This is a genomic window from Lentimicrobiaceae bacterium, from assembly GCA_023227965.1.
Classification (GTDB): domain Bacteria; phylum Bacteroidota; class Bacteroidia; order Bacteroidales; family JALOCA01; genus JALOCA01.
In genome coordinates, this window is the sequence record JALOCA010000032.1 from 1 (window position 1) to 19,793 (window position 19,793).

Consider the following 19,793-nt stretch of genomic DNA (forward strand, 5'->3'; position numbering starts at 1 on the left):
TACAAAGCCCTTTTCTATAACCCATCATTGATGATCAGCCGCTTGCATTTACTCAACCCCCAAATTCACCCCATTTTTGCCCCTTTTTTACTGTTAGAGCTGCAACTTGGGTTAATATCCATAGAAAGGTTTTTTTTATTTTTTGTGAATTCTTCGTCATGAGATCAATAATTCATCGCCTGCGGCTGAATGTAAAATGTTGAAATATTACAGGAATGGTTTGCGGCCTTACGCCAAACTCAGGTTATTAATGTATTGATAATATTTATTTAACATTATGCTTAAAAGCATAATGTAGTTTTGTATTTTAAATAAAAGCCATGAATGAAATTGAAAATCTGTTTGCTAAAATTGACTGCTGGCTTGATGATTTAATCAGTATGGGTTTATCATATGAGGACGCAGGACAGTATGAAAAAGCAATGGATATTTATAAAAAAGGGTTGGAAAAAGCAGAAAAAGCAAAGTTAGACATTTCGGTAACAATGCTTGGGTTATTGGACTAAAAAATTGCTACACCGATTAATGTACTCGGCTTGCTAGCCGTGTGTTACCACTAGTTAATTCTTCTTTATAGTATATTTTCCTTCTTTAATCATTGTTACACTCCAATCATCATTAAGAAATAAATTATAATCAACCTCTCTTATCTCTCCTGCTTTTTTAGAATTTGGGGCGGGAAGTATAAAAAACTGCCAATCATTGGAACGCAAAATTCCATTTTTCACTTCTGCAATTCCCCATTCTCCAGTCAGTCTCATTGTTTTATAAACAACGCCCTCTCCTATAGATGTTAATTTTTCCTGTGGGTTAAAGCTCATTTGCAGATTATTGTTTTTTATAATGAGTACATCTTTTTCCAGGAATTTTCGTTTGTATTCAATAATAAGTTGTTTTTGATATTCAAATTTTTCTGTTTCTCTTTTCACAAAAGAATCAGCACCATATTGATCAATAATTTTTGCAACTTCATTTTTAAGCAATATTGTATCTGACGAGATTTTATTATCAATGACTTGACTGCCAATTTCAGGCAGGCTTTTCCCTTTTTTAACATCATTAAGCCAGTTGTTTTTAAGTTCATCAAATAATAATCCATAGGCCGGCCCTGTCAGATATGGAAATGAGTTTGCCAAGCCTTCTTTATCCATCGATAGTCCTAATTGCGTGGCTACAATTTTTGGCAAAAGTTTTTTGTCAATTCCACACAACTTAAATCCAGTGTATTCGGCCATCCCTTCATGCAACTCAAATATATTTTCATTGTTTCCGGGAAACAATAGTTGCCTGTACGTTCTGATGGTTAAACCATTTGTGAGATGTTTTTTTGCAACATCAGTTTGTTTGGCATTCAAGGCATTTGCAAGTGCTAAAAATTCCAGTTTTAGCAAAAGACCTCCCTGCAATTGGTCGAGGTGTGTGTTTTCGGTCATTACAGGCTTTATTCCTATTTTCTTTTGATTTCGATGCCAGCTTTCGTGAATAAGCAATTTATCTCTTGAATATTTGTCATTTTCGGAAAGAGCATCCCAATTCACCATTGTCCAACTTTTGCCATTCCATTCAAATGATGTGTTGGCAATATTTATATTATCCGCCAACTTCCCTATATATAAACCGTTTTTAGGGGTAAGTTCACCGTCATTATCAGGTTCGTTTGCAATTATCAACCGACTTTCCTGAAAGATAACCATAGTTGCACCAAATAGATTGAGGCCCCACAAATCTCCATTATCAAGTGTACATAAAGAATCTAATTCATTAAAATATGATTTTACCAACATCAATTTGGATACTTCTTGTCCTTTTAATGTCCCAAAATTCAGAATTCCTGTTAAAATACTTAGTAAAAATACTGTTTTCGTTTTCATTTACTGTCTTTTTTAATTAGCGGTAACGGCTGACGCTATGGCAAGTGCGGGAATAAATTGTTGCTCAACTGTCAGCCAGCACGAATGTATTTAAAGATTTCAAATGTTTCAACAAACACACATACCCGCATTTGCTATAGCGTTTGTTGGGCATAGTTATTTCCCTTTTCTTAATCCTTTGACAAGTCTGTAAATCAGATTTTCATATTTATTCCCAGTATAATTCTTATCTCTAACAAATTCAGTAAAGTCTAATGAGTTCAAATTTCTAAGTTCAGTAATGTTTTTCCAATATTCTTCCTGAATTTCTACGGGTCTGATATTATCTTTTTTTACTTTGAAAAGATAATTATCAATATGAATTGGAAATAACACATTATCCCAAATTAATTCTTGTTTTTTTCTTCCTTCAGTCAACTCAAAATGGCAAGCAGAACTTTTTAGCGAGTCTTTTGAAGCTATGAATAATACTCTGTCTTTGACTTTCACACTTTGCGACATTATCTCTTTCAAACTTTCACCTCCTACAGAATCTTTTTCCCATAGAAATGTCATTATTCCTTTGTCAATTAATTCGTTATTAATTTGTTGAGCGAATTCTTTATCTTTAAAACTATAGGAAATAAAAATTGACTGAAATTCTATTTTTGAAGTTAATCCGTGGATGTACTCTTTTATTGCTGGATTATGAATACCAAAAATATTTTCTAGCACTTTGATAGGCAAGTTGTCAGAATCAAGAATTGTTCGTAAATCGACAAAACTAAATTCCATACCAGAAGTAATATTTCCATCTATTAGAGTTTCCTTAGAAAATATACATGAGGTAAATTGATTTAATGAATGGGCGCAATTAGTAAATTTACTTTTTGAGAAATTAACCCTATCAAAACTCGATTCACTAATAATACAATCCTCGAAATTTAAAATCTCTGAATTCTCAGGCTTAATTGGTTCAATGTCGAGAAATGCTATATAACAATTACTGAAAAACAATTGTCTGTTCCAATTGCCCCTTATCACAAGATCTAAGATTTCACGACAATCTTTGAAAACAGAATCTTCAATTACTACATCGCATAATTCTAGTTCAGCAATTATACAATTGACAAATTGTGTTTTAATTAAATCACTTTCAAAGAATTTTGCCCATGTAAAAGAACATTTAGTAAAAATGCAATTATTAAATGTACAGGAAGTTATAAAAGAACTTGTAAATTCACAGTTTTCAAATTCACAGTTTTGGAATTCAGTTGATATGAATTGCCTTTTTGTTAAATCCAGATCTCTAAATCTCTTGTTGATAAGATGTAACATCTCCTCGCCAACAGAATAATTTGATTTAAAATAATTTGACCTAGCCAATGTTTCAGAAGGTGGTTGAAGCCACTTAAGAAATTGTTTATACGTTTTAATAACTGTCATTAATGGGGGTGTTTTAATAATTATGCCCAACAAATATTTAACCCCCATTATGGCGGTTATTTCGTAATTAGTTATTATTTTTTTCGCCTCAAATATATTAAAAATAATAAGCAAAATTTACTCATAGTCGGGTTAATTTGTGCCGGGTCAATTTTTATTTTTGTTTTTTACATACTATATGGTGTTGCTTTGCCTTCAGTGTCTGTTTATGCACCCTAATAGGTTGTTTAGCTGCCGACAGGCATGGTTTTTCATTCAGAATATGCTTTTGTTTATGTTTGCGGGGTGGTTTACCTGCCTTAGTATGCCACTTATTTGGTTTTAACAGGCGTTTCTTCGCCCGAAAAGGTAGCTTTTTCAGATTGAGATGTCATTATTTTGTTTTCTTATTAAATATCATCTTTAGTATATTTAAATACAGTTATAATAATATTGTTTTATTTATAGTAATACTATATGTATTTATATTAATATATTTATTTTTTATGTTAATTGTTAATCAATATTTATATATCAACTTACAATATTAGCTAATTAATATCTATTATTATTAAATTATTTTTATTTTTATAAATTAATTTATGAATACAGAATATTTATTTTCTATAAATGATTATTATTTAATAATAGTATATTTTTATTTATATTTAATAAATCTATATTCCTAAAAATGATATTTATTTAATATTAATAAAATATTTATAATTATTTATAAAACTATATTTACTAATTATGTAATTTTGTAAAAGAAAAATAATTAAAGAACTTCAACTCAAAATATCATGAAAAAAGGTAGCAATACCAATATCCTTAGGAACTATAAGATGTCTGACGCCGAATTGTGGAGAAAAAGTATGAACATTACGGTATCTCTCAAGATACATTTAGCTGAATTCAGAAAGTTTGACCCCTCTATTAATGAAACTTTCATTGCTGAGCTTGAAGAACTAACAATGAAAAAGGGGGCAGAGGAACTAACGCTATTTACTAACGTGGATGCGTCCCGGAAAATAGAAACTCAAAACCTGAATGCAATGCTTGTCGAAGGACGAAGCCTGTACCAAGGAGTGAAATACTATTTTAAAAAGACTTTTCCCGGGCAGAAAGGCATCTGGAACGAATTTGGCGCCAACGATTACCTGAAGTGTAGAAGTTCGCAACCTCTGATGGAACGGTTTTTGAAACAAATGGCTGTTGCAATGCAAAAATACCTGCCTCAACTGAAAGCCAAAGGTATGCAGGAATCTCTTCTCAACGAGGTATCGGCACTTGCTTCAAAAATTGGGGAGGGAAACGACAAACAGGAACTGAAGAAAAAAGAACGCCCTGCCATAACTCAATTTCATATTGAAAATAACAATAAACTATACGACAAGCTGATTCAGTTGAGTGAAGTAGCACGCTACATTTTTTACAATGATAAACAAACACGCGACAGGTTTAAAGTTTACAAAGGCATTCGCAGGAAAAAACGAAAGAAAAAAACAGAAACACCTGAAAATAATACTGACAGCCAGGTGTGAAACAGATAATACCAAATGCAAAATGTATGTTTTTAAACATATTTATTTAACCACTAAGGAAATAAAGGGCTTTTGAGTTTGTCTCAAATTTTTCAACCCATAATCTTACCCATCCGGCATTCGCCTGGTTTTAGTGAATTCGCTACACTCTCCTCTGTTTTAAGTAGAGAAATGGAGTGAAGCTATATACAACTCCACATTATAAATTGTAAAGAACCCCGGGTAGCGCCGGAATATCGCTTAGTTTCAATTACCACAAATTTTGTAGCCTCTTAATAGCTTAATTTTTTAACGCTTCCCCATTTTCTGATTCCGTACATTAACAAATTGTAAATTACCTAATCGTTAAATTTACATTTAGTTAATATTTGCTTAACAGATAGTTGTTTCTGGAATTTCATTTTTGCATCGTGGAAATATAAATTAATAAATAACACTAATTAAGATAGAAAATGAAAAAGATTGTACTAAGTGTAGCTATTATGATAGCTGTTTCCTTAGGGTTGTATGCGCAAAATAGCATTAACGATCCTTTTTTTGAACATGTTCCCTACTCCGGTGCTTTTGGTCAGCAGGATGACTGGACAGCAGGTTGGGCAAACTGGACGCCGCAAAATACCGTTTACCCTGCTACCAATGTAACTATCAGCGGCGAAATTACCCAAAACACCACCTGGACGGCAGGAAATACTTATTTGCTCCAGGGTTTTGTTTACGTAAACGATGGTGCTACCCTTACCATTGAACCGGGAACTGTTATCCGTGGCGACAAAGATTCCAAAGGTAGCCTTATCATTCGCCGTGGTGCCAAACTGATGGCTGAAGGTACCATTGACAACCCGATTGTTTTTACATCTAACCAACCTGCAGGAAATCGCTATTATGGCGATTGGGGCGGCGTTATCCTCTGCGGAAAAGCTACCATCAACCAATCCGGCGGCGAAGCCATCATCGAAGGTGGTCCTGATGCTACTTACGGCGGTGGAACCTCTCCTGATGATGCCGACAACTCAGGCAGTTTGAAATATGTTCGTATCGAATTCCCGGGTATTGCATTTGTTCCTGATAAGGAAATCAATGGTCTTACTTTTGGTGGCGCTGGTACTGGCACCTCAGCAGAATATATACAGGTTTCCTACAGTGGAGATGATTCTTACGAATGGTTTGGTGGAAAAGTGAATGTAAAACACCTGATTGCTTTCCGTGGCTGGGACGATGATTTTGATACCGATAATGGTTTTGGCGGGATGTTACAATTCTGTGTTGCTCTTCGCGACCCCGAAATTGCTGACCCGGGTTCAGGTTCCAATGGTTTTGAATCAGACAATGATGCCAATGGTAGTTCCAACACTCCAATTACCAGTCCTGTTTTTAGTAACATCAGCATCTTCGGACCCAAAGTGGACGCAACCACATCAATTAATACCAACTTCAAACGTGCAATGCACCTGCGTCGTAATACACAACTGAAAGTTTACAATTCCATTTTTACAGGCTTCCCTACCGGTTTGTTTATTGATGGTTCCGCAGCTCAGGCAAACGCAACTGCCGACGACCTTGTGGTTAAGAATACTGTTATTTCGGGGATGGGAACTTTTTTTGCTTCCGATTTCGAACGCAACTATTTCAAGACTTCTGATCTGAAAAATGACACTTTAGTCAACAATTCAGATTTGCATATTGCCGATCCATTCAATCTGGAAAGTCCCGATTTCCGTCCGTTGGCAGAATCTCCGGTAGCTAATAAATCTACCTGGGGTAGCGATGGTATCAACGAACTGAAAAAGTATGGACTCTCCGTTAATTTCTATCCCAATCCGGTGGATGCTTTAGGAAATTTTACATTGGAAATAAAAAATTCAGGTCGTATAATCATTAACTTATATAATATGAATGGCAGCATAATTCAGTGCATTTCGGATAAAATGATGAGCCAGGGAGTAAACAATATTTCTGTTAACCTGTCAGGTCTTCCTTCCGGAATGTATGTGGCTACCTGCACATCCGACAAAGGAACACAGATGATTAAAATTTTTAAAGATTAACATCATAGTGCAATTTGGTTTGAAGGCTGCCCCGGCATAGAGGTAGCCTTTTTTATTTTTTGAAAAAATGTTTTTTATACGCACCAAAACCCTGAAGGTTTTCCTGGATTCAAAACACAGGTGCTTTCACAAATTTTAATCCACTTTAAATACTGATTATTTATCCATAAATTAATTTTCAGGTAATGTATTCTTAATGTAAACATAATATTGTGAACCTACTTTTGTCTTAAACTTTAAAAAATATTAACGTGCGGAAAATTATCAAACTCTATCTTTATGCAATCGTATTTTTGGTCGTAAATGGGTCCATGCTTATGGCGCAGAACGGAATTATTACAGGAGTAGTAAAGGATTCAAAAAGTCATGAAACCATTGTTGGTGCAAACGTGATATTACAGGGGACAAGTACAGGTGCCTCCACCGATCTGGACGGTAAATTTACCATTTCCAACATAAAACCGGGCACATATAACATTGTAGTCTCTTATATTTCATATAAAACCAAGATAATAAACAAAGTAAAGATAGCAAAAGCTGCCAGTGTAGAATTAAACATTGATATAGAGGAAAACACTACCTCCTTGCAGGGAGTAACCATTACTGCTACCCGCAAAACCGGTAGCGAAGTATCGGTCATCAATTCAATAAGAAGCAGTAGTTTGGTGATTAATGGTATTTCCAGCCAGCAGATCAGCCGTTCGCAAGATAAAGACGCATCGGAAGTGGTACGCCGCATTCCGGGAATCACCATCATGAATAACCGCTTTGTGGTAGTGCGCGGATTAAGTCAGCGGTACAACAGCGTATTGATGAACAACACCTCCACTCCCAGTTCCGAAGCCGATATGCGGGCTTTTTCTTTTGATGTAATACCAAGTTCCCTCCTTGATAATATTTTGGTTTACAAAACCCCTGCGCCTGAATTGCCTGCCGATTTTGCCGGAGCTGCAATCAATGTATTTACAAAAAATGATGCAGACAAAAACTCCATTTCCGTTTCTTATTCCAACGCCTACCGTTCCGAGACCACCTTCAACGACTTTTATTCTTATAATATAGGCAAATACGACTGGTTAGGTTTTGATGATGGTTCCCGTTCGTTGCCTTCCGCTTTCCCGGATAATCTGAATGAACTGGGCTCTTCTGCCAAAGATAAGGCCAAACGCACGGAACTTGGGCGTGCATTTAATAAAGACTGGACTCCCACAAAGGGAACTGTAGCTACTGACCAGCGTTTCTCACTGGGTACTACTTCCCGATTTCTGCTTGGGAAAATTTCCGTAGGAAACATCACAGCGGTTAATTACAGTTATACAAATGACTACGACAAAGTGTTCCGTGCCAACTACCAGGTGTATGATACCATCGGTAACCACAGCGATACATCTTATTATTTTCATGATAAAAGATACACCACAACCGCAAAAACTGGAGTACTGCACAATTGGTCGTTTATTTTTGGTAACAACCAGAAAATTGAATTTCGGAATTTATTTAACCAGATAGGCACTTCAAAAGTTACTTTGCGGGACGGAGAAGACTTTTACAGCGGGCAAAAGATTCGTTCTTACGAAATGCGTTTCATGAGCCGTTCAACCTACTCAGGCCAACTTGGAGGCGAGCATAAGTTGAACAACGACAGAACCAAAATAGACTGGAACCTGGGATATTCCTACGCCAACCGCAAGGAACCGGATGTAAAACGTATGACTACCGTACTCAACGATGATCCGCAAAGCGAATATTACGGGCAATATGGAATAAACGTCTCTTTTTCCGCCTCTCCTGAGTTGCTTGGACGTTTGTTTGTTGATATGCACGAAAATATTTACACAGCCAATGCTAACATCAGTCATAAACTTATTTTCGGAGATTTTACTCCAGAACTAAAAGCAGGTTTTTACTATGAGAAAAAAAACAGGGAATTCAGCACCCGTAATATCGGCTATGCCGCTTCACGTTATTTCGACTGGATAAATGCTCCTTACCTGTCGGTAGATTCTGTTTTCTTAGATGAAAATATTAATGATTCTACAGGCATTCATATTGATGAAAAAACCAATGGTTCGGATTCGTACAAAGCAACCAATGAACTGATAGCAGCTTATGCAAGTTTTAAAATTCCTTTTACCGCCCGTATTTCTCTTTACACCGGAGTAAGAATGGAGCAAAACAAACAGACATTGAATAGTTATGCTTCGGATAACCCCAATACCAAGGTGAATGTAAATATAGATGAACTGCACTTCTTCCCATCGGCAAATCTTGCGTTTAACATAGACGAAAAAACCATCCTTCGTTTAGCTTATGGAATGACGATAAATCGTCCTGAATTTCGTGAGATTGCTCCTTTTTACTTTTATGATTTCGAACAAAAAGCCGGAATACGCGGAAATCCTGATCTGAAAAATGCTACTGTTCATAATATTGATCTACGTTACGAATATTATCCTACCAGCGGAGAAATAATTTCGCTTGCAGGTTTTTATAAAAAATTTAATGACCCCATTGAAGCTATACAGTATAATGCCGGTACCGGTTGGGACTACAAATATGAAAACGCCAAAAGTGCTACCAGCATAGGTGCAGAAATTGAAATCCGTAAATCCTTTGCCAAACTGGCACAGCAGGCAAATATGCTTCGTTTTATCAAAGATATAAGCGTGGTATTTAATGCGTCATGGATTTATACCGAAATGAAATTTGATCCTGAGAAATATTATGTTACGGATTCAAAAAGGGCTATGCAGGGGCAGTCACCCTACATCATTAACACTGGTTTGTACTACCAAAACGACAAAAACAAGCTCACGGCAAGTGTTTTGTATAATGTTATCGGGAAACGTATAAAATTAGTTGGTATGGATATGCCAAATACCTACGAAATGCCAAGAAACTCTCTTGATTTTAGTTTCACCAAAAACCTTGGTAAGAATCTGCAATTAAAAGGTGGAATTCAGGATATACTGAATGAAAAATATACCGAAAAGCAGTTTGCTCATTATACTTTAGACGGCAAATCCCACCAGAAAGAACAGGTAACTTTCAGCTATCGTCCCGGAACGTATTGTACATTAGGATTTGTACTGAACCTTTAATAAACACTATTTTTACACAAATATTCAACAATAAAACCTCATCTCAAATGAAAAAATCACTCATCCTGTTTTTTTTACTTTTTGTTACTAAAATAATCTTTGCCCAGGTACTCGAATACACAGATGGTAAATACTACAAGAATAATATGTTGTATAGTGGCACTTACAAAGAGTATTATGAGAATGGAACCCTAAAACTTGAACGTCCAATAAAAGATGGAGTTGAAGACGGGCTGGCTATCCAATATTATGAAAATGGCGAGAAAAAAGAGCAACAATCGTGGTTAAACGGGAAAAAGCATGGAACCTGGATTTCATGGGCTGAGAATCAACAAAAAATTGCCGAAGCATCATATAATAATGATAAAAAAAACGGCTATTGGTACATCTGGAACGAAGCCGGGATAAAACGTTACGAAATGTTTTACTCAGAAGGAGTAAAAGCTGGTGTATGGTACATGTGGGATGATAACGGAAAACTAATAATGGAACGGAAATATGGCAATTGATAACAACCCAACAGTTGCTATTTTCGTGTTACCAGGCTTAGACCTATATAGGTAATTACTCCGTTAAGAATCAGCAATTCAAATCCAAATTTGTAACCCTGGAATAACTGTTCGGAATATTCGCTCAGGAAATAGCAGATTATAGGCGAAGCAATTGCTATCCAAGGTACATATTTATCCTTTACCTGTTTTTTTGAAAATAAGCCAAACGCATACAAGCCAAGCAATGGTCCGTATGTGTAACCGGCAATGGTAAACAATTTATCAATTACCGCCCTGTCGTTAATCGCCCTGAAAATCACAATTACAGTAAGCAAAATCAAGGCAAAGGCAATATGCACGCCATAACGAATGCGGGTTCTTTTGCGTTCGGAAATATTTTTCCGCTTATCCAAACCAAGAAAATCAATGGTAAACGAAGTGGTGAGAGCAGTTAACGCACCATCGGCACTGGGATAAGCAGCCGAAATTAAACCTATCATAAATATCAATCCGGAAAAAGCACCTAAGTATTTCAGGGAAATAATCGGGAACAAATCATCCGAACGAACCGGTATTTCAATGCCTTTTGCATTGGAATACATGAAAAGTACTGCGCCAAGAAAAAGGAACATCAGGTTAATAAATATCAGCACAAAGCTGAAAGTAAGCATGTTTTTCTGAGCATCTTTTAAATTACGACAACTCAGGTTTTTTTGCATCATTTCCTGGTCAAGCCCGGTCATTGTTATGGTGATAAAAGCTCCGCTCAGAAATTGTTTTAAAAAATGTCGTTTATCATGCCAGTCGGTTACCAGTACCTTAGAATAATCGCTATCAGATACCGTTTGTATCAATCCGGAAAAAGAAAGGTGCAGCCCTTTCGAAATCACCACAATGGAAATAACAACTGCCGCTAACATAAATGTAGTTTGCAGGGTATCGGTCCAGATAATGGTTTTAATTCCTCCTTTAAAAGTATAAAGAATGATCAGGAAGATAAAAATGCCCACGCTCCAGCCAAAGGGAATACCCCAGGCATCAAAAATGAATATCTGCAAAACATTAACCACTAAAAACATCCGGAAAGAGGCTCCGATAACCCTCGAAAGCAGGAAAAAGAAAGCCCCGGTTTTGTACGACCAGAAGCCAAAACGCTGATCGAGGTAGGTATAAATGGAAGTTAAGTTAAGTTTGTAGTAAAGGGGAAGTAAAACGGTGGAGATAACGATATAACCTGCCAGATAGCCAAACACCACCATCATGTAGCTGAATTGTGTGCTCCCCACCCAGCCAGGCACCGACATAAAGGTTACCCCGGAAAGTGAAGCTCCGATCATCCCATAGGCAACTACATACCATGGAGATGCTTTATTTCCAATGTAAAACGATTGGGTGTTGGCTTTTCTGGCTGTCAGCCAGGTAATAAAAAATAAAAGAGCGGTATAAGCAATAAAAACACTAAAGATGAAAATCGGACTCAAAACGTAGCTATTTGTAATTGGTTATTAATTAGAATTGTTTTGTTGAAGTGCGTTTGCAAAATTGAGCAAATCAGAAAAATAGAAATCTGCCAGTTCCGGGTGAATACGAGCAATTTCCGGCTCCTCTCCTATTAAAACTGTTTTCATTTTTAATCGTTTACCAAAACGCAAGTCCGAAACAGAATCTCCAACCATGATGGAATTCCTGAAGTTTATTTCCGGGAATTCCTTTTTGGCTTTTAAACCCATACCGATGTTTGGTTTACGCATAAAACTTCCTGAATCGGCAAGTTCCGGGCAAAAATAAACCTGATCAATCCTTCCTCCGGATTTCTTAATTTCTGCAAGCATAAAATCATGAATAACCTTCAGATCAGATTCTTTCATCAAACCCTTGCCTATACCCTGCTGGTTGGTTACCACAAATATTCTCCCGAAGAACCGGGCAAAAACCTGCATGGCATCCAAAACACCGGGTAAAAAAACAAAGGTATCCGGAGATTTTACATAATCGCCCGGCAAGCGTCGGTTTATCACACCATCGCGGTCGAGAAATAAAGTCCAGTTATTGTTTATCTGTAAATTGTGTAAACTCATTTTGTGCACGTTGGTAATCTTCCGGGATTCCAATATCCAGGAAATAAGCTTCAAAAGGCATTGCAAAAATAGCTAATGCCTGGTAATACTTTTCGAAGAAATCCTTTTCAATGGAAAACCTGGCAGGCAAAGGTAGGCTAAAAAAAATGTTTTTCTCTATGAGATAAATCCCGCCATTGATAAACCCTTCACCTGAAGAAGTGTTCTTTTCCTTAAATCCAGTGATCATCCCGTTTTCATCTGTACAAACTGTTCCATAGCGGCTTACATCATTCACTTTACGAAGAGCCAGCGAAAAGGCACTTTCTTTTTGCAGGTGAAAATCCAGAAAGTCATTCAGATTAATCCGAAAGAGTGTATCCCCGTTCAGCACCAACACCTGCTCACTTTCGGCAAGTTTCATGGCATTTTTAATTCCGCCTCCGGTACCCAAAGGTTCCTTTTCAAAAGCATAATCCACTGGAATAGAATGCCATTGATCACCAAAATGTTTTTGAATGATTTCTGCCTTGTAACCCACAGAAAAAATAAACTTTTTAATTCCAAAGTTGCTTAAATAGTCCAACTGATATTCAAGAAATGGCTTTCCGTTTACCGGAGCCATAGACTTTGGAACCTCGGAAACTACACTTTGCAGGCGTGTTCCTAAACCTCCTGCTAAAATAACTGCCTCCAACGATTTGTTTTTTAATTATTTTTAGGAAAAATAGCGACTTCCACCAATTCGCAGATGATATGCCCCAACATAATATGTACTTCCTGAATACGTGGTGTATCCGTGGATGGAACATTCAGCAAAAAATCACAGGCATCTTTCATTTTTCCGCCGGTGAGCCCTGTCATAGCTACGGTAACCATTCCTTGTTTTTTAGCCATCTCCAATGCTTTCAATATGTTGGTAGAGTTACCTGAAGTAGAAATTCCAACCAGGACATCCCCCTTGCGGCCCTTTGCTTTTACCAGGCGGGCGTAAATTTCGTCGTAAGAATAATCATTGGCAACAGCGGTAAGGTATGAAGTGTTCACATGCAATGCTTCCGAAAACAGAGGATCACGATCGTAATAAAATCTTCCCGAGAATTCAGCAGCAAGGTGTTGCGCATCGGCAGCACTTCCCCCATTTCCACAAAAAAGAACTTTTCCATCGTTCTGAAAACAACGGATGATTTCCTGAGTAATCTTTTCCACTGTATCCAAAAGTATTTTATCTGCCAAAACCTGTTGTTTCAGCAAAACCGACTGTTGGATAATTTCTTGTATTCTATTCATAAACAACTATTTTCAAAATTTATTAAAATGAAGTATTTCTTCCATTTTCTTCCGGTTAAAATGAATTTCCGGAATCGTAGAGTTTAAAGGATAACCCAAAGGTAACAAAACCATAGGCTCAATATGCCTGGGCAACGCCATAACGTCGGCACATTTTTTACTGTCGAAATGACAAACCCAGCAGGTTCCTAACCCTAAAGAAGCAGCCATCAGGGTCATATGATCGGTTGCAATGGCTATGTCAATATCGCAATGGTCTTTGCCATCCTCCCTTTTCCAGGATATAGAGTGGCTTCCGGCAACTACTATTATCACAGGAGCTTTTTTTAGCCATTCACCTCTATAGCAACTGCAAAGAGCCATCTTTTGATTTTCTTCCTGTACTACAATAAAATGCCATGGTTGAAAATTGGCTGCCGACGGAGCTATTCTTGCGGCTTCCACTATTTGCATTAGTTTTTCTTCCTCAACCGGATTTGGGAGAAAATTTCTTACCGAATAACGGCTTTTTACCAATTCCAAAAAAGATTCCATAATCAGGTAAATTTATTCAGATAACAAAAACGCAGACGCTATATTGTCCATGTGGTAAGCCCATTGGAAACAAACTCATAGCGTTTACTTTGTCCGCCAAATTTATTCAAAGCATCAATAACTGCAAAACGGGTAATTCCGGGGCAGTAAAAAAACATGAAACCGCCGCCGCCAGCACCAGAAATTTTCCCTCCGGTAGCACCGGCGGCTATTGCCGTTTCATATATCTGATCAATAAAAGGATTGGTAATTTCTTCCGCCATCTGCTTTTTATATTGCCAACCGAAATCAAGAATTTTTCCGATAGTATCCAGTTCGCCTTTCAATATCGCTTCCTTCATTAGAATAGCCTGTTCCTTGAGCTTGTGCATTGCATTGATAGAAGTGGCATTTTTCTGCTTTACGTTTTTAATTTCCGCTTCGATGATCTTTGACGATAAACGGCTGGTTTCGGTATAATAAAGCACCAGATTGCGTTCCAGTTCATCCAGGTAAGTTTCTTTTATTCTAAGAGGGTTAACAATCACTTTATCTGAATTGTAAAACTCCATAAAGTTCACCCCTCCGAAAGTTGCGGCATACTGATCCTGTTTGCCACCAGCCATTTTTAAGTCCACACGTTCAATCTCATAAGCTAATTTGGCGATATCGTATTCACCCAAAGGCAAGTGCAGCCATTCGGTAAAGGCACCCAAAATAGCAACTACCAATGTAGAAGAAGTTCCCAAGCCTGAACCGGGAGGCGCATCTACATAGGTAGTTAGTTCAAAAGATAAAGGCTTATGTGTAAATTTCTTTACAATGCGGTTATAAATTCCTTTATGCAGGTCGAGTTTCCCATTTATCTCAAGAAATTCATCCGAATTCATTTCATAATATTCCTTTTTATCTGCTGCATGAAAAATAATTTTTCCATCATTTCTTGGTTGCAACGTTGCATAAGAATACATGCTTATGGTTGCATTAAGAATAGCTCCGCCATAAATTTCGGAATAAGGAGCAACATCCGTTCCGCCGCCTGCCAGACCTATCCTTAATGGTGCTTTACTTCTGATTATCATTTATTATATTTATATTTTTTGCAATTATCTATATAAAAAATACAAGCGGTTAATCTCGGATAATTATAAATTGGACAATTTATCAATCGTTTCTACCATTCGCTCCCATGAATACTTCTTCTTTTCCTCCTTTATATTTTCAATAAATTCCTTTTCTTTTTTACCCTCATAAAAATTTAATATCGCTTCAGCAATACTATTTTCATCCGGCTTCACAACGTATCCAACTTTACCATCGGGAACAAATTCTTTTAAACCTCCTACATCAGTAATAATCATAGGTTTATTAAAATGATAAGCAATTTGTGTTACACCACTTTGTGTAGCATGTTTATATGGTTGAACAATTATGTCTGAAGCACAAAAATAAGCATAAACTTCGCTATCCGGAATAAAATCTGTAGCTAAAATAACATTGTTTTGTAAATTATTTTTTTCAATAATGTCAAGATAAGGCTTAGAATCCGAATAAAATTCTCCTGCAATTATCAATTTAATTTTTTGATTTTTCAATAATACACTGATAAAAGCATTTAAAAGTAAATCTAAACCTTTATAATCCCGAATAAAACCAAAAAATAAAATATAATTAAAATTCTTATCCAAATTAAGTTTTTCCCTGGCAACATTCTTTTCAACTGCCTTTCCAAAATTATCATAAATTGGATGAGGACAAAACTGTTTTTCCTTCTTTTTATCAAAGGAATTCAGGTCATCCAATACTGATTTAGACATAGCAACAAAACCATCCACGCTATTTACCCAAAATTTAGCCAAAATCATGTCCCCGATCCTCTTTTCATGTGGAATGATGTTGTCGATAATGGATATAACTTTGGTATGCTTATTTTTACGTACTATTCTTGCAATGGTCCCAAAACAGGGAGCCATGAATGGTATCCAAAACTTAATTATTACAATATCAGGGCGCAGTTTTTTAAGTTCTCTTCCAATTTTTATCCAGTTAAATGGATTAATGGAGTTAATACAAATTTTAATATTAAGGTCATGTGGTGGTGGATCAGTAGAATACTGCGTTTTCCCGGGAAACAAGAAACTAGGATACTGAAGGCTGAAAGTATAAATATATGCCTCATCCCCTCTTTGTTGAAACTCCCTGATCAGCCTTTCGTTATAATTAGATAATCCTCCTCTTAAAGGGTAAGCCGAACCAACAAGTACTATTTTTCTTTTTTCAGACATGGCGGAAGTTTAGAAATCATTTTCCAGCCCAAGCGTTTCCTTCACATAATATTGGTTCCTGTCGGGAGCATTTCTTGATATTAATTCACCAAGAAAACCTGCCACAAACACTTGTGTGCCAAGAATCATTGCCAATATTCCAAAATAGAATAAAGGACGTTCGGTCATTTTATAACCTGCAAGAAAAAATTTTGCATAAGCCAGATAGGCTGCTATTGCAAAACCTATCAAAAATAAAAGAGTTCCTATTGATCCAAATAAGTGCATCGGTTTTTTGCCAAAGCGGGAAACAAATGCAATGGAAAGTAAATCCAGAAAACCATGAATAAACCTGCGCCAGCCATATTTGGTTACTCCAAATTTGCGTTTCTGATGTGAAACAACCTTCTCCCCTATTTTGGTAAATCCAGCCCACTTGGCAATCACAGGAATATAACGGTGCATTTCGCCATACACCTCAATGGTCTTCACCACCTCGTTTTTATAAGCCTTTAGTCCACAATTAAAGTCGTGCAACTTAATTTTTGTCATACACCGAACCGTACGGTTGTACAGTTTGGATGGGATACGTTTGCTCAGAGGGTCGTGTCGGCGCTTTTTCCAACCCGAAACCAAATCGTAATTGTCATCAGTAATCATACGAAATAATTCGGGAATTTCGTCAGGACTATCTTGCAAATCAGCATCCATAGTAATAACAACTTCTCCTGATGCAACTTCAAAACCTTTGTTCAAAGCAGCAGCTTTTCCATAATTTCGCCTAAATCGTATGCCTTTTACAGGATAACTTTGTGTTAATAAAGTACAAATAATTTCCCACGACTTGTCCTTGCTGCCATCGTCTATCATTATCATTTCGTACGAAAGATGATTTGCGACCATTACTTTTTCGATCCAGGCTGCAAGTTCAGGCAACGATTCTTGTTCGTTGTAAATAGGTATTATAATAGAAACATTCATTTACAGATACTTGTTGTTTATTTTAAAATACCTTCCCCCTGGTTAATTGTTTTCTACAAACCCTTCAAATGATTCGTCTTTCTTTTTCATAAAAATGGCAATGATCAGGGAAAAGATTATAGAAACAATTGTATTGCTCAAAAGGCTTAAAGATGCCATCCAAACAGGTGTAGTAAACTTCTTAGTCATTGCCATTGCAGAATCCAATTGTTGCTGTGGCCAATCCGGATATTTTTCAATTAATTTTTCTTCTGCCTGTTCAAGGATTTTATTAATTATTATCGGATCAACCCATTTGACTAAAATAAACGTAAAAACAGAGGCGATAGCACCAGCGATAATTCCAATATAAAAACCTGATAAAAAAGAGGTTCCATAACTAATAAAACCGCGTAAGTTTACATCTTTGTAATATTTAGTTCCCCATGCAATTCCGACAATAAAAATTACATAGGTAAGATATTGCAGTGGGCTTTTATTATCCATACCCAGCAGATAGATCAACGTACTTAGTAGTATTAAAGCAATACCGGTTAATGCTCCAAAAGTCAAAGAATTTAAAAACAAGGTTTTTTTGTTAGTTTCCATAGCAACGAGTTTTATTTTGGCAAAATAACAAAATTTTTAGATGAGATAAGCAGAATGAGATAAAAATAACTAACTTTGCAGCCGGGTAAGTCTTATACGACCAGCTCCCGCCCACCCCCCCAGGATCGGAAGATAGCAAGGGTAAGCGGTTGTAGCGGTGCGATATAAGTAGCTTACCCTTCTTTTTTCAAAATTTTCTCAAATTTAAATCACTATTTGTAAACCGTCGTAAGCCAATCTTACGTTTGCAGGAAGGTCTTTTTCTACTTCATCATGTAAACCCATTAGATGGCTAATATGGGTTAAATATGCCCGTTGGGGTTTAATCTCTTCTATTAAAGCAAGCGCTTCGTCCAAAGAGAAGTGCGAAATATGTTTTTCGCGCCGTAGTGCATTAACCACAAGTGTTTTTGTTCCGGTTAATTTTACTTTTTCCTCTTCTGAAATAAAATTTGCATCTGTGATGTATGAAAATCCATCAATACGGAACCCAAGAACATGCAAACGGTAATGCATCACTTCTACCGGAATGATCTGCAATTTTTGTATGTAAACTGGTTGATTGTACAGAGTATGCAAAGTAATCTGTGGAACACCCGGATACCTGTTTTTAGCGAAAGCATATGAAAATTCCCGTTTTATGGCTTCCTGCACTTCATTTCGCGCATAAACATCAACAGGGCTACGTTGCCGATAATTGTATGCCCTAACGTCGTCCAATCCTCCCAAATGGTCTTTGTGCGCATGGGTTATTAAAATAGCATCTACCTGTTTAACATTGGCACGCAACATTTGTTCCCGGAAATCAGGTCCGGTATCAATAATAATGGTTGTACCGTTTTCTTCAAGTAAAACCGAGGAACGTAGTCTTTTATCTTTTTCTGAAGCTGATTTACAAACCCTGCATTCGCAGGCTATTACGGGTACACCTTGCGATGTACCTGTTCCAAGAAATGTAATTTTCAAATTTTATATACTTTTGTCATGTGATTTTCGTCCGCAAAAGTAGTGTTTATGAAAAATAATTTTGAAAAAATCCCGGTAAAATCAATAACCACCAACGTGTTTTCAATGTGGGATGATGCATGGACATTGATTTCAGCCGGGAATATAGAGCATTTTAACAGTATGACAGCCAGTTGGGGAGGATTTGGGGTTTTGTGGAACAAAGAGATTGCCATAATTTTTATCCGTCCACAACGCTTTACCTATCAGTTTGCAAATCAATATGATTATTTTACGTTGAGTTTTTTTGATGAACAATATCGTGCAGTATTAGATTTTTGCGGATCTCATTCCGGGCGCAATGTGGATAAAACAAAAGAAATGGGTCTGCATACCTTTGCAACCCCGATGAGAAACGTAGGCTTTGAAGAGTCAGCTTTATTGCTGGAATGCAAGAAGATATATACTTTTGATTTGCTACCCGAAAAATTTATTGATCCGAATATTCAGAAAAATTATCCCAAGAATGATTACCATAGGGCATTTATCGGCGAAATTTTACATTGTTACCGGCATGTTTAAGGTTAAAATTCGTTAATACCTGTCTGTTTACAATAAATTATTATAATTTTACACCGCTTTCAACATCCTGTACAGATTGAGATGATTTGAGAGGTTTTTATTTTTTATTGCATACAT

At 36.7% G+C, this 19,793-nt stretch carries 18 protein-coding genes and 1 other RNA gene; 7 read left to right on the forward strand and 12 right to left on the reverse strand.

Going from position 1 to position 19,793, the window contains the following annotated elements; all coding sequences use genetic code 11:
• Window positions 1–320 precede the first annotated feature (320 nt).
• The gene (locus M0R21_10420) at window positions 321–506 is read left to right on the forward strand and encodes a hypothetical protein (GenBank protein MCK9618235.1); all 186 of its coding nucleotides are present in this window, start codon (window positions 321–323) and stop codon (window positions 504–506) included.
• Between the two features lie 54 nt (window positions 507–560).
• Here the strand turns inward: M0R21_10420 and M0R21_10425 are convergent, their stop codons facing one another.
• Window positions 561–1,871, reverse strand: coding sequence for a hypothetical protein (locus M0R21_10425; protein ID MCK9618236.1), 1,311 nt, complete (start codon window positions 1,869–1,871; stop codon window positions 561–563).
• Between the two features lie 156 nt (window positions 1,872–2,027).
• Window positions 2,028–3,296, reverse strand: a complete 1,269-nt coding sequence (locus tag M0R21_10430; GenBank protein MCK9618237.1) for a TIR domain-containing protein — start codon at window positions 3,294–3,296, stop codon at window positions 2,028–2,030.
• Window positions 3,297–4,078: 782 nt separating this feature from the next.
• On the opposite strand from M0R21_10430, the gene M0R21_10435 reads away from it, so the two are divergent.
• The 4 genes from M0R21_10435 (at window position 4,079) to M0R21_10450 (ending at window position 10,474) form a co-directional block, all read left to right on the forward strand.
• Complete coding sequence (locus M0R21_10435) at window positions 4,079–4,819, forward strand: hypothetical protein (protein ID MCK9618238.1); 741 nt, start codon at window positions 4,079–4,081, stop codon at window positions 4,817–4,819.
• A gap of 452 nt (window positions 4,820–5,271) precedes the next feature.
• Window positions 5,272–6,864 (forward strand): T9SS type A sorting domain-containing protein, encoded by a 1,593-nt coding sequence (locus M0R21_10440; protein ID MCK9618239.1) that lies wholly within the window; start codon window positions 5,272–5,274, stop codon window positions 6,862–6,864.
• 251 nt (window positions 6,865–7,115) lie between these two features.
• Complete coding sequence (locus M0R21_10445) at window positions 7,116–9,965, forward strand: TonB-dependent receptor (GenBank protein ID MCK9618240.1); 2,850 nt, start codon at window positions 7,116–7,118, stop codon at window positions 9,963–9,965.
• A gap of 47 nt (window positions 9,966–10,012) precedes the next feature.
• Window positions 10,013–10,474, forward strand: a complete 462-nt coding sequence (locus M0R21_10450; GenBank protein MCK9618241.1) for a toxin-antitoxin system YwqK family antitoxin — start codon at window positions 10,013–10,015, stop codon at window positions 10,472–10,474.
• A gap of 17 nt (window positions 10,475–10,491) precedes the next feature.
• Here M0R21_10450 and M0R21_10455 read toward each other — a convergent pair whose 3' ends face one another.
• From M0R21_10455 to M0R21_10495, 9 genes are all read right to left on the reverse strand, one after another.
• Window positions 10,492–11,937 (reverse strand): sodium:solute symporter, encoded by a 1,446-nt coding sequence (locus M0R21_10455; protein ID MCK9618242.1) that lies wholly within the window; start codon window positions 11,935–11,937, stop codon window positions 10,492–10,494.
• Window positions 11,938–11,961: 24 nt separating this feature from the next.
• Window positions 11,962–12,534, reverse strand: a complete 573-nt coding sequence (locus tag M0R21_10460; GenBank protein ID MCK9618243.1) for an HAD family hydrolase — start codon at window positions 12,532–12,534, stop codon at window positions 11,962–11,964.
• Window positions 12,503–13,210, reverse strand: coding sequence for a nucleotidyltransferase family protein (locus M0R21_10465; protein MCK9618244.1), 708 nt, complete (start codon window positions 13,208–13,210; stop codon window positions 12,503–12,505). Before M0R21_10465 ends, M0R21_10460 begins: the two co-directional genes overlap by 32 nt.
• 11 nt (window positions 13,211–13,221) lie before the next feature.
• Window positions 13,222–13,803 (reverse strand): D-sedoheptulose 7-phosphate isomerase, encoded by a 582-nt coding sequence (locus tag M0R21_10470; protein MCK9618245.1) that lies wholly within the window; start codon window positions 13,801–13,803, stop codon window positions 13,222–13,224.
• A 12-nt stretch (window positions 13,804–13,815) separates the two neighbouring features.
• The gene (locus tag M0R21_10475; GenBank protein MCK9618246.1) at window positions 13,816–14,337 is read right to left on the reverse strand and encodes a nitroreductase family protein; all 522 of its coding nucleotides are present in this window, start codon (window positions 14,335–14,337) and stop codon (window positions 13,816–13,818) included.
• 38 nt (window positions 14,338–14,375) lie between these two features.
• Entirely contained in the window at window positions 14,376–15,398 is a 1,023-nt protein-coding gene (locus M0R21_10480) for a dehydrogenase (protein MCK9618247.1), read from the reverse strand.
• A gap of 63 nt (window positions 15,399–15,461) precedes the next feature.
• The gene (locus tag M0R21_10485; GenBank protein MCK9618248.1) at window positions 15,462–16,601 is read right to left on the reverse strand and encodes a glycosyltransferase; all 1,140 of its coding nucleotides are present in this window, start codon (window positions 16,599–16,601) and stop codon (window positions 15,462–15,464) included.
• A 9-nt stretch (window positions 16,602–16,610) separates the two neighbouring features.
• The gene (locus M0R21_10490) at window positions 16,611–17,561 is read right to left on the reverse strand and encodes a glycosyltransferase (protein ID MCK9618249.1); all 951 of its coding nucleotides are present in this window, start codon (window positions 17,559–17,561) and stop codon (window positions 16,611–16,613) included.
• A gap of 42 nt (window positions 17,562–17,603) precedes the next feature.
• Window positions 17,604–18,149: a DUF4199 domain-containing protein gene (locus tag M0R21_10495; protein MCK9618250.1), complete on the reverse strand. Its 546-nt coding sequence runs from the start codon at window positions 18,147–18,149 to the stop codon at window positions 17,604–17,606.
• Window positions 18,150–18,232: 83 nt separating this feature from the next.
• Between M0R21_10495 and ffs the strand changes: the two genes are divergently transcribed.
• An RNA gene (ffs, locus tag M0R21_10500) (signal recognition particle sRNA small type) lies at window positions 18,233–18,331 on the forward strand.
• Window positions 18,332–18,353: 22 nt separating this feature from the next.
• On the opposite strand, the gene M0R21_10505 is transcribed toward ffs, so the two are convergent.
• Window positions 18,354–19,115: an MBL fold metallo-hydrolase gene (locus M0R21_10505; GenBank protein MCK9618251.1), complete on the reverse strand. Its 762-nt coding sequence runs from the start codon at window positions 19,113–19,115 to the stop codon at window positions 18,354–18,356.
• A 48-nt stretch (window positions 19,116–19,163) separates the two neighbouring features.
• On the opposite strand from M0R21_10505, the gene M0R21_10510 reads away from it, so the two are divergent.
• Window positions 19,164–19,676 carry a flavin reductase gene (locus tag M0R21_10510; GenBank protein ID MCK9618252.1) on the forward strand — a complete coding sequence of 171 codons (513 nt, stop codon included), beginning with the start codon at window positions 19,164–19,166 and terminating at the stop codon, window positions 19,674–19,676.
• The last annotated feature ends 117 nt before the right edge of the window (window positions 19,677–19,793 follow it).

What these genes read in the sequence shown, in the direction of transcription:
- M0R21_10475 (MCK9618246.1), bottom strand. Translation starts at nt 14,337, where the DNA reads ATGGAATCTTTTTTGGAATTGGTAAAAAGCCGTTATTCGGTAAGAAAT.
- M0R21_10420 (MCK9618235.1), top strand. Translation starts at nt 321, where the DNA reads ATGAATGAAATTGAAAATCTGTTTGCTAAAATTGACTGCTGGCTTGAT.
- M0R21_10430 (MCK9618237.1), bottom strand. Translation starts at nt 3,296, where the DNA reads ATGACAGTTATTAAAACGTATAAACAATTTCTTAAGTGGCTTCAACCA.
- M0R21_10470 (MCK9618245.1), bottom strand. Translation starts at nt 13,803, where the DNA reads ATGAATAGAATACAAGAAATTATCCAACAGTCGGTTTTGCTGAAACAA.
- M0R21_10450 (MCK9618241.1), top strand. Translation starts at nt 10,013, where the DNA reads ATGAAAAAATCACTCATCCTGTTTTTTTTACTTTTTGTTACTAAAATA.
- M0R21_10490 (MCK9618249.1), bottom strand. Translation starts at nt 17,561, where the DNA reads ATGAATGTTTCTATTATAATACCTATTTACAACGAACAAGAATCGTTG.
- M0R21_10425 (MCK9618236.1), bottom strand. Translation starts at nt 1,871, where the DNA reads ATGAAAACGAAAACAGTATTTTTACTAAGTATTTTAACAGGAATTCTG.
- M0R21_10435 (MCK9618238.1), top strand. Translation starts at nt 4,079, where the DNA reads ATGAAAAAAGGTAGCAATACCAATATCCTTAGGAACTATAAGATGTCT.
- M0R21_10485 (MCK9618248.1), bottom strand. Translation starts at nt 16,601, where the DNA reads ATGTCTGAAAAAAGAAAAATAGTACTTGTTGGTTCGGCTTACCCTTTA.
- M0R21_10495 (MCK9618250.1), bottom strand. Translation starts at nt 18,149, where the DNA reads ATGGAAACTAACAAAAAAACCTTGTTTTTAAATTCTTTGACTTTTGGA.
- M0R21_10440 (MCK9618239.1), top strand. Translation starts at nt 5,272, where the DNA reads ATGAAAAAGATTGTACTAAGTGTAGCTATTATGATAGCTGTTTCCTTA.
- M0R21_10480 (MCK9618247.1), bottom strand. Translation starts at nt 15,398, where the DNA reads ATGATAATCAGAAGTAAAGCACCATTAAGGATAGGTCTGGCAGGCGGC.
- M0R21_10510 (MCK9618252.1), top strand. Translation starts at nt 19,164, where the DNA reads ATGAAAAATAATTTTGAAAAAATCCCGGTAAAATCAATAACCACCAAC.
- M0R21_10460 (MCK9618243.1), bottom strand. Translation starts at nt 12,534, where the DNA reads ATGAGTTTACACAATTTACAGATAAACAATAACTGGACTTTATTTCTC.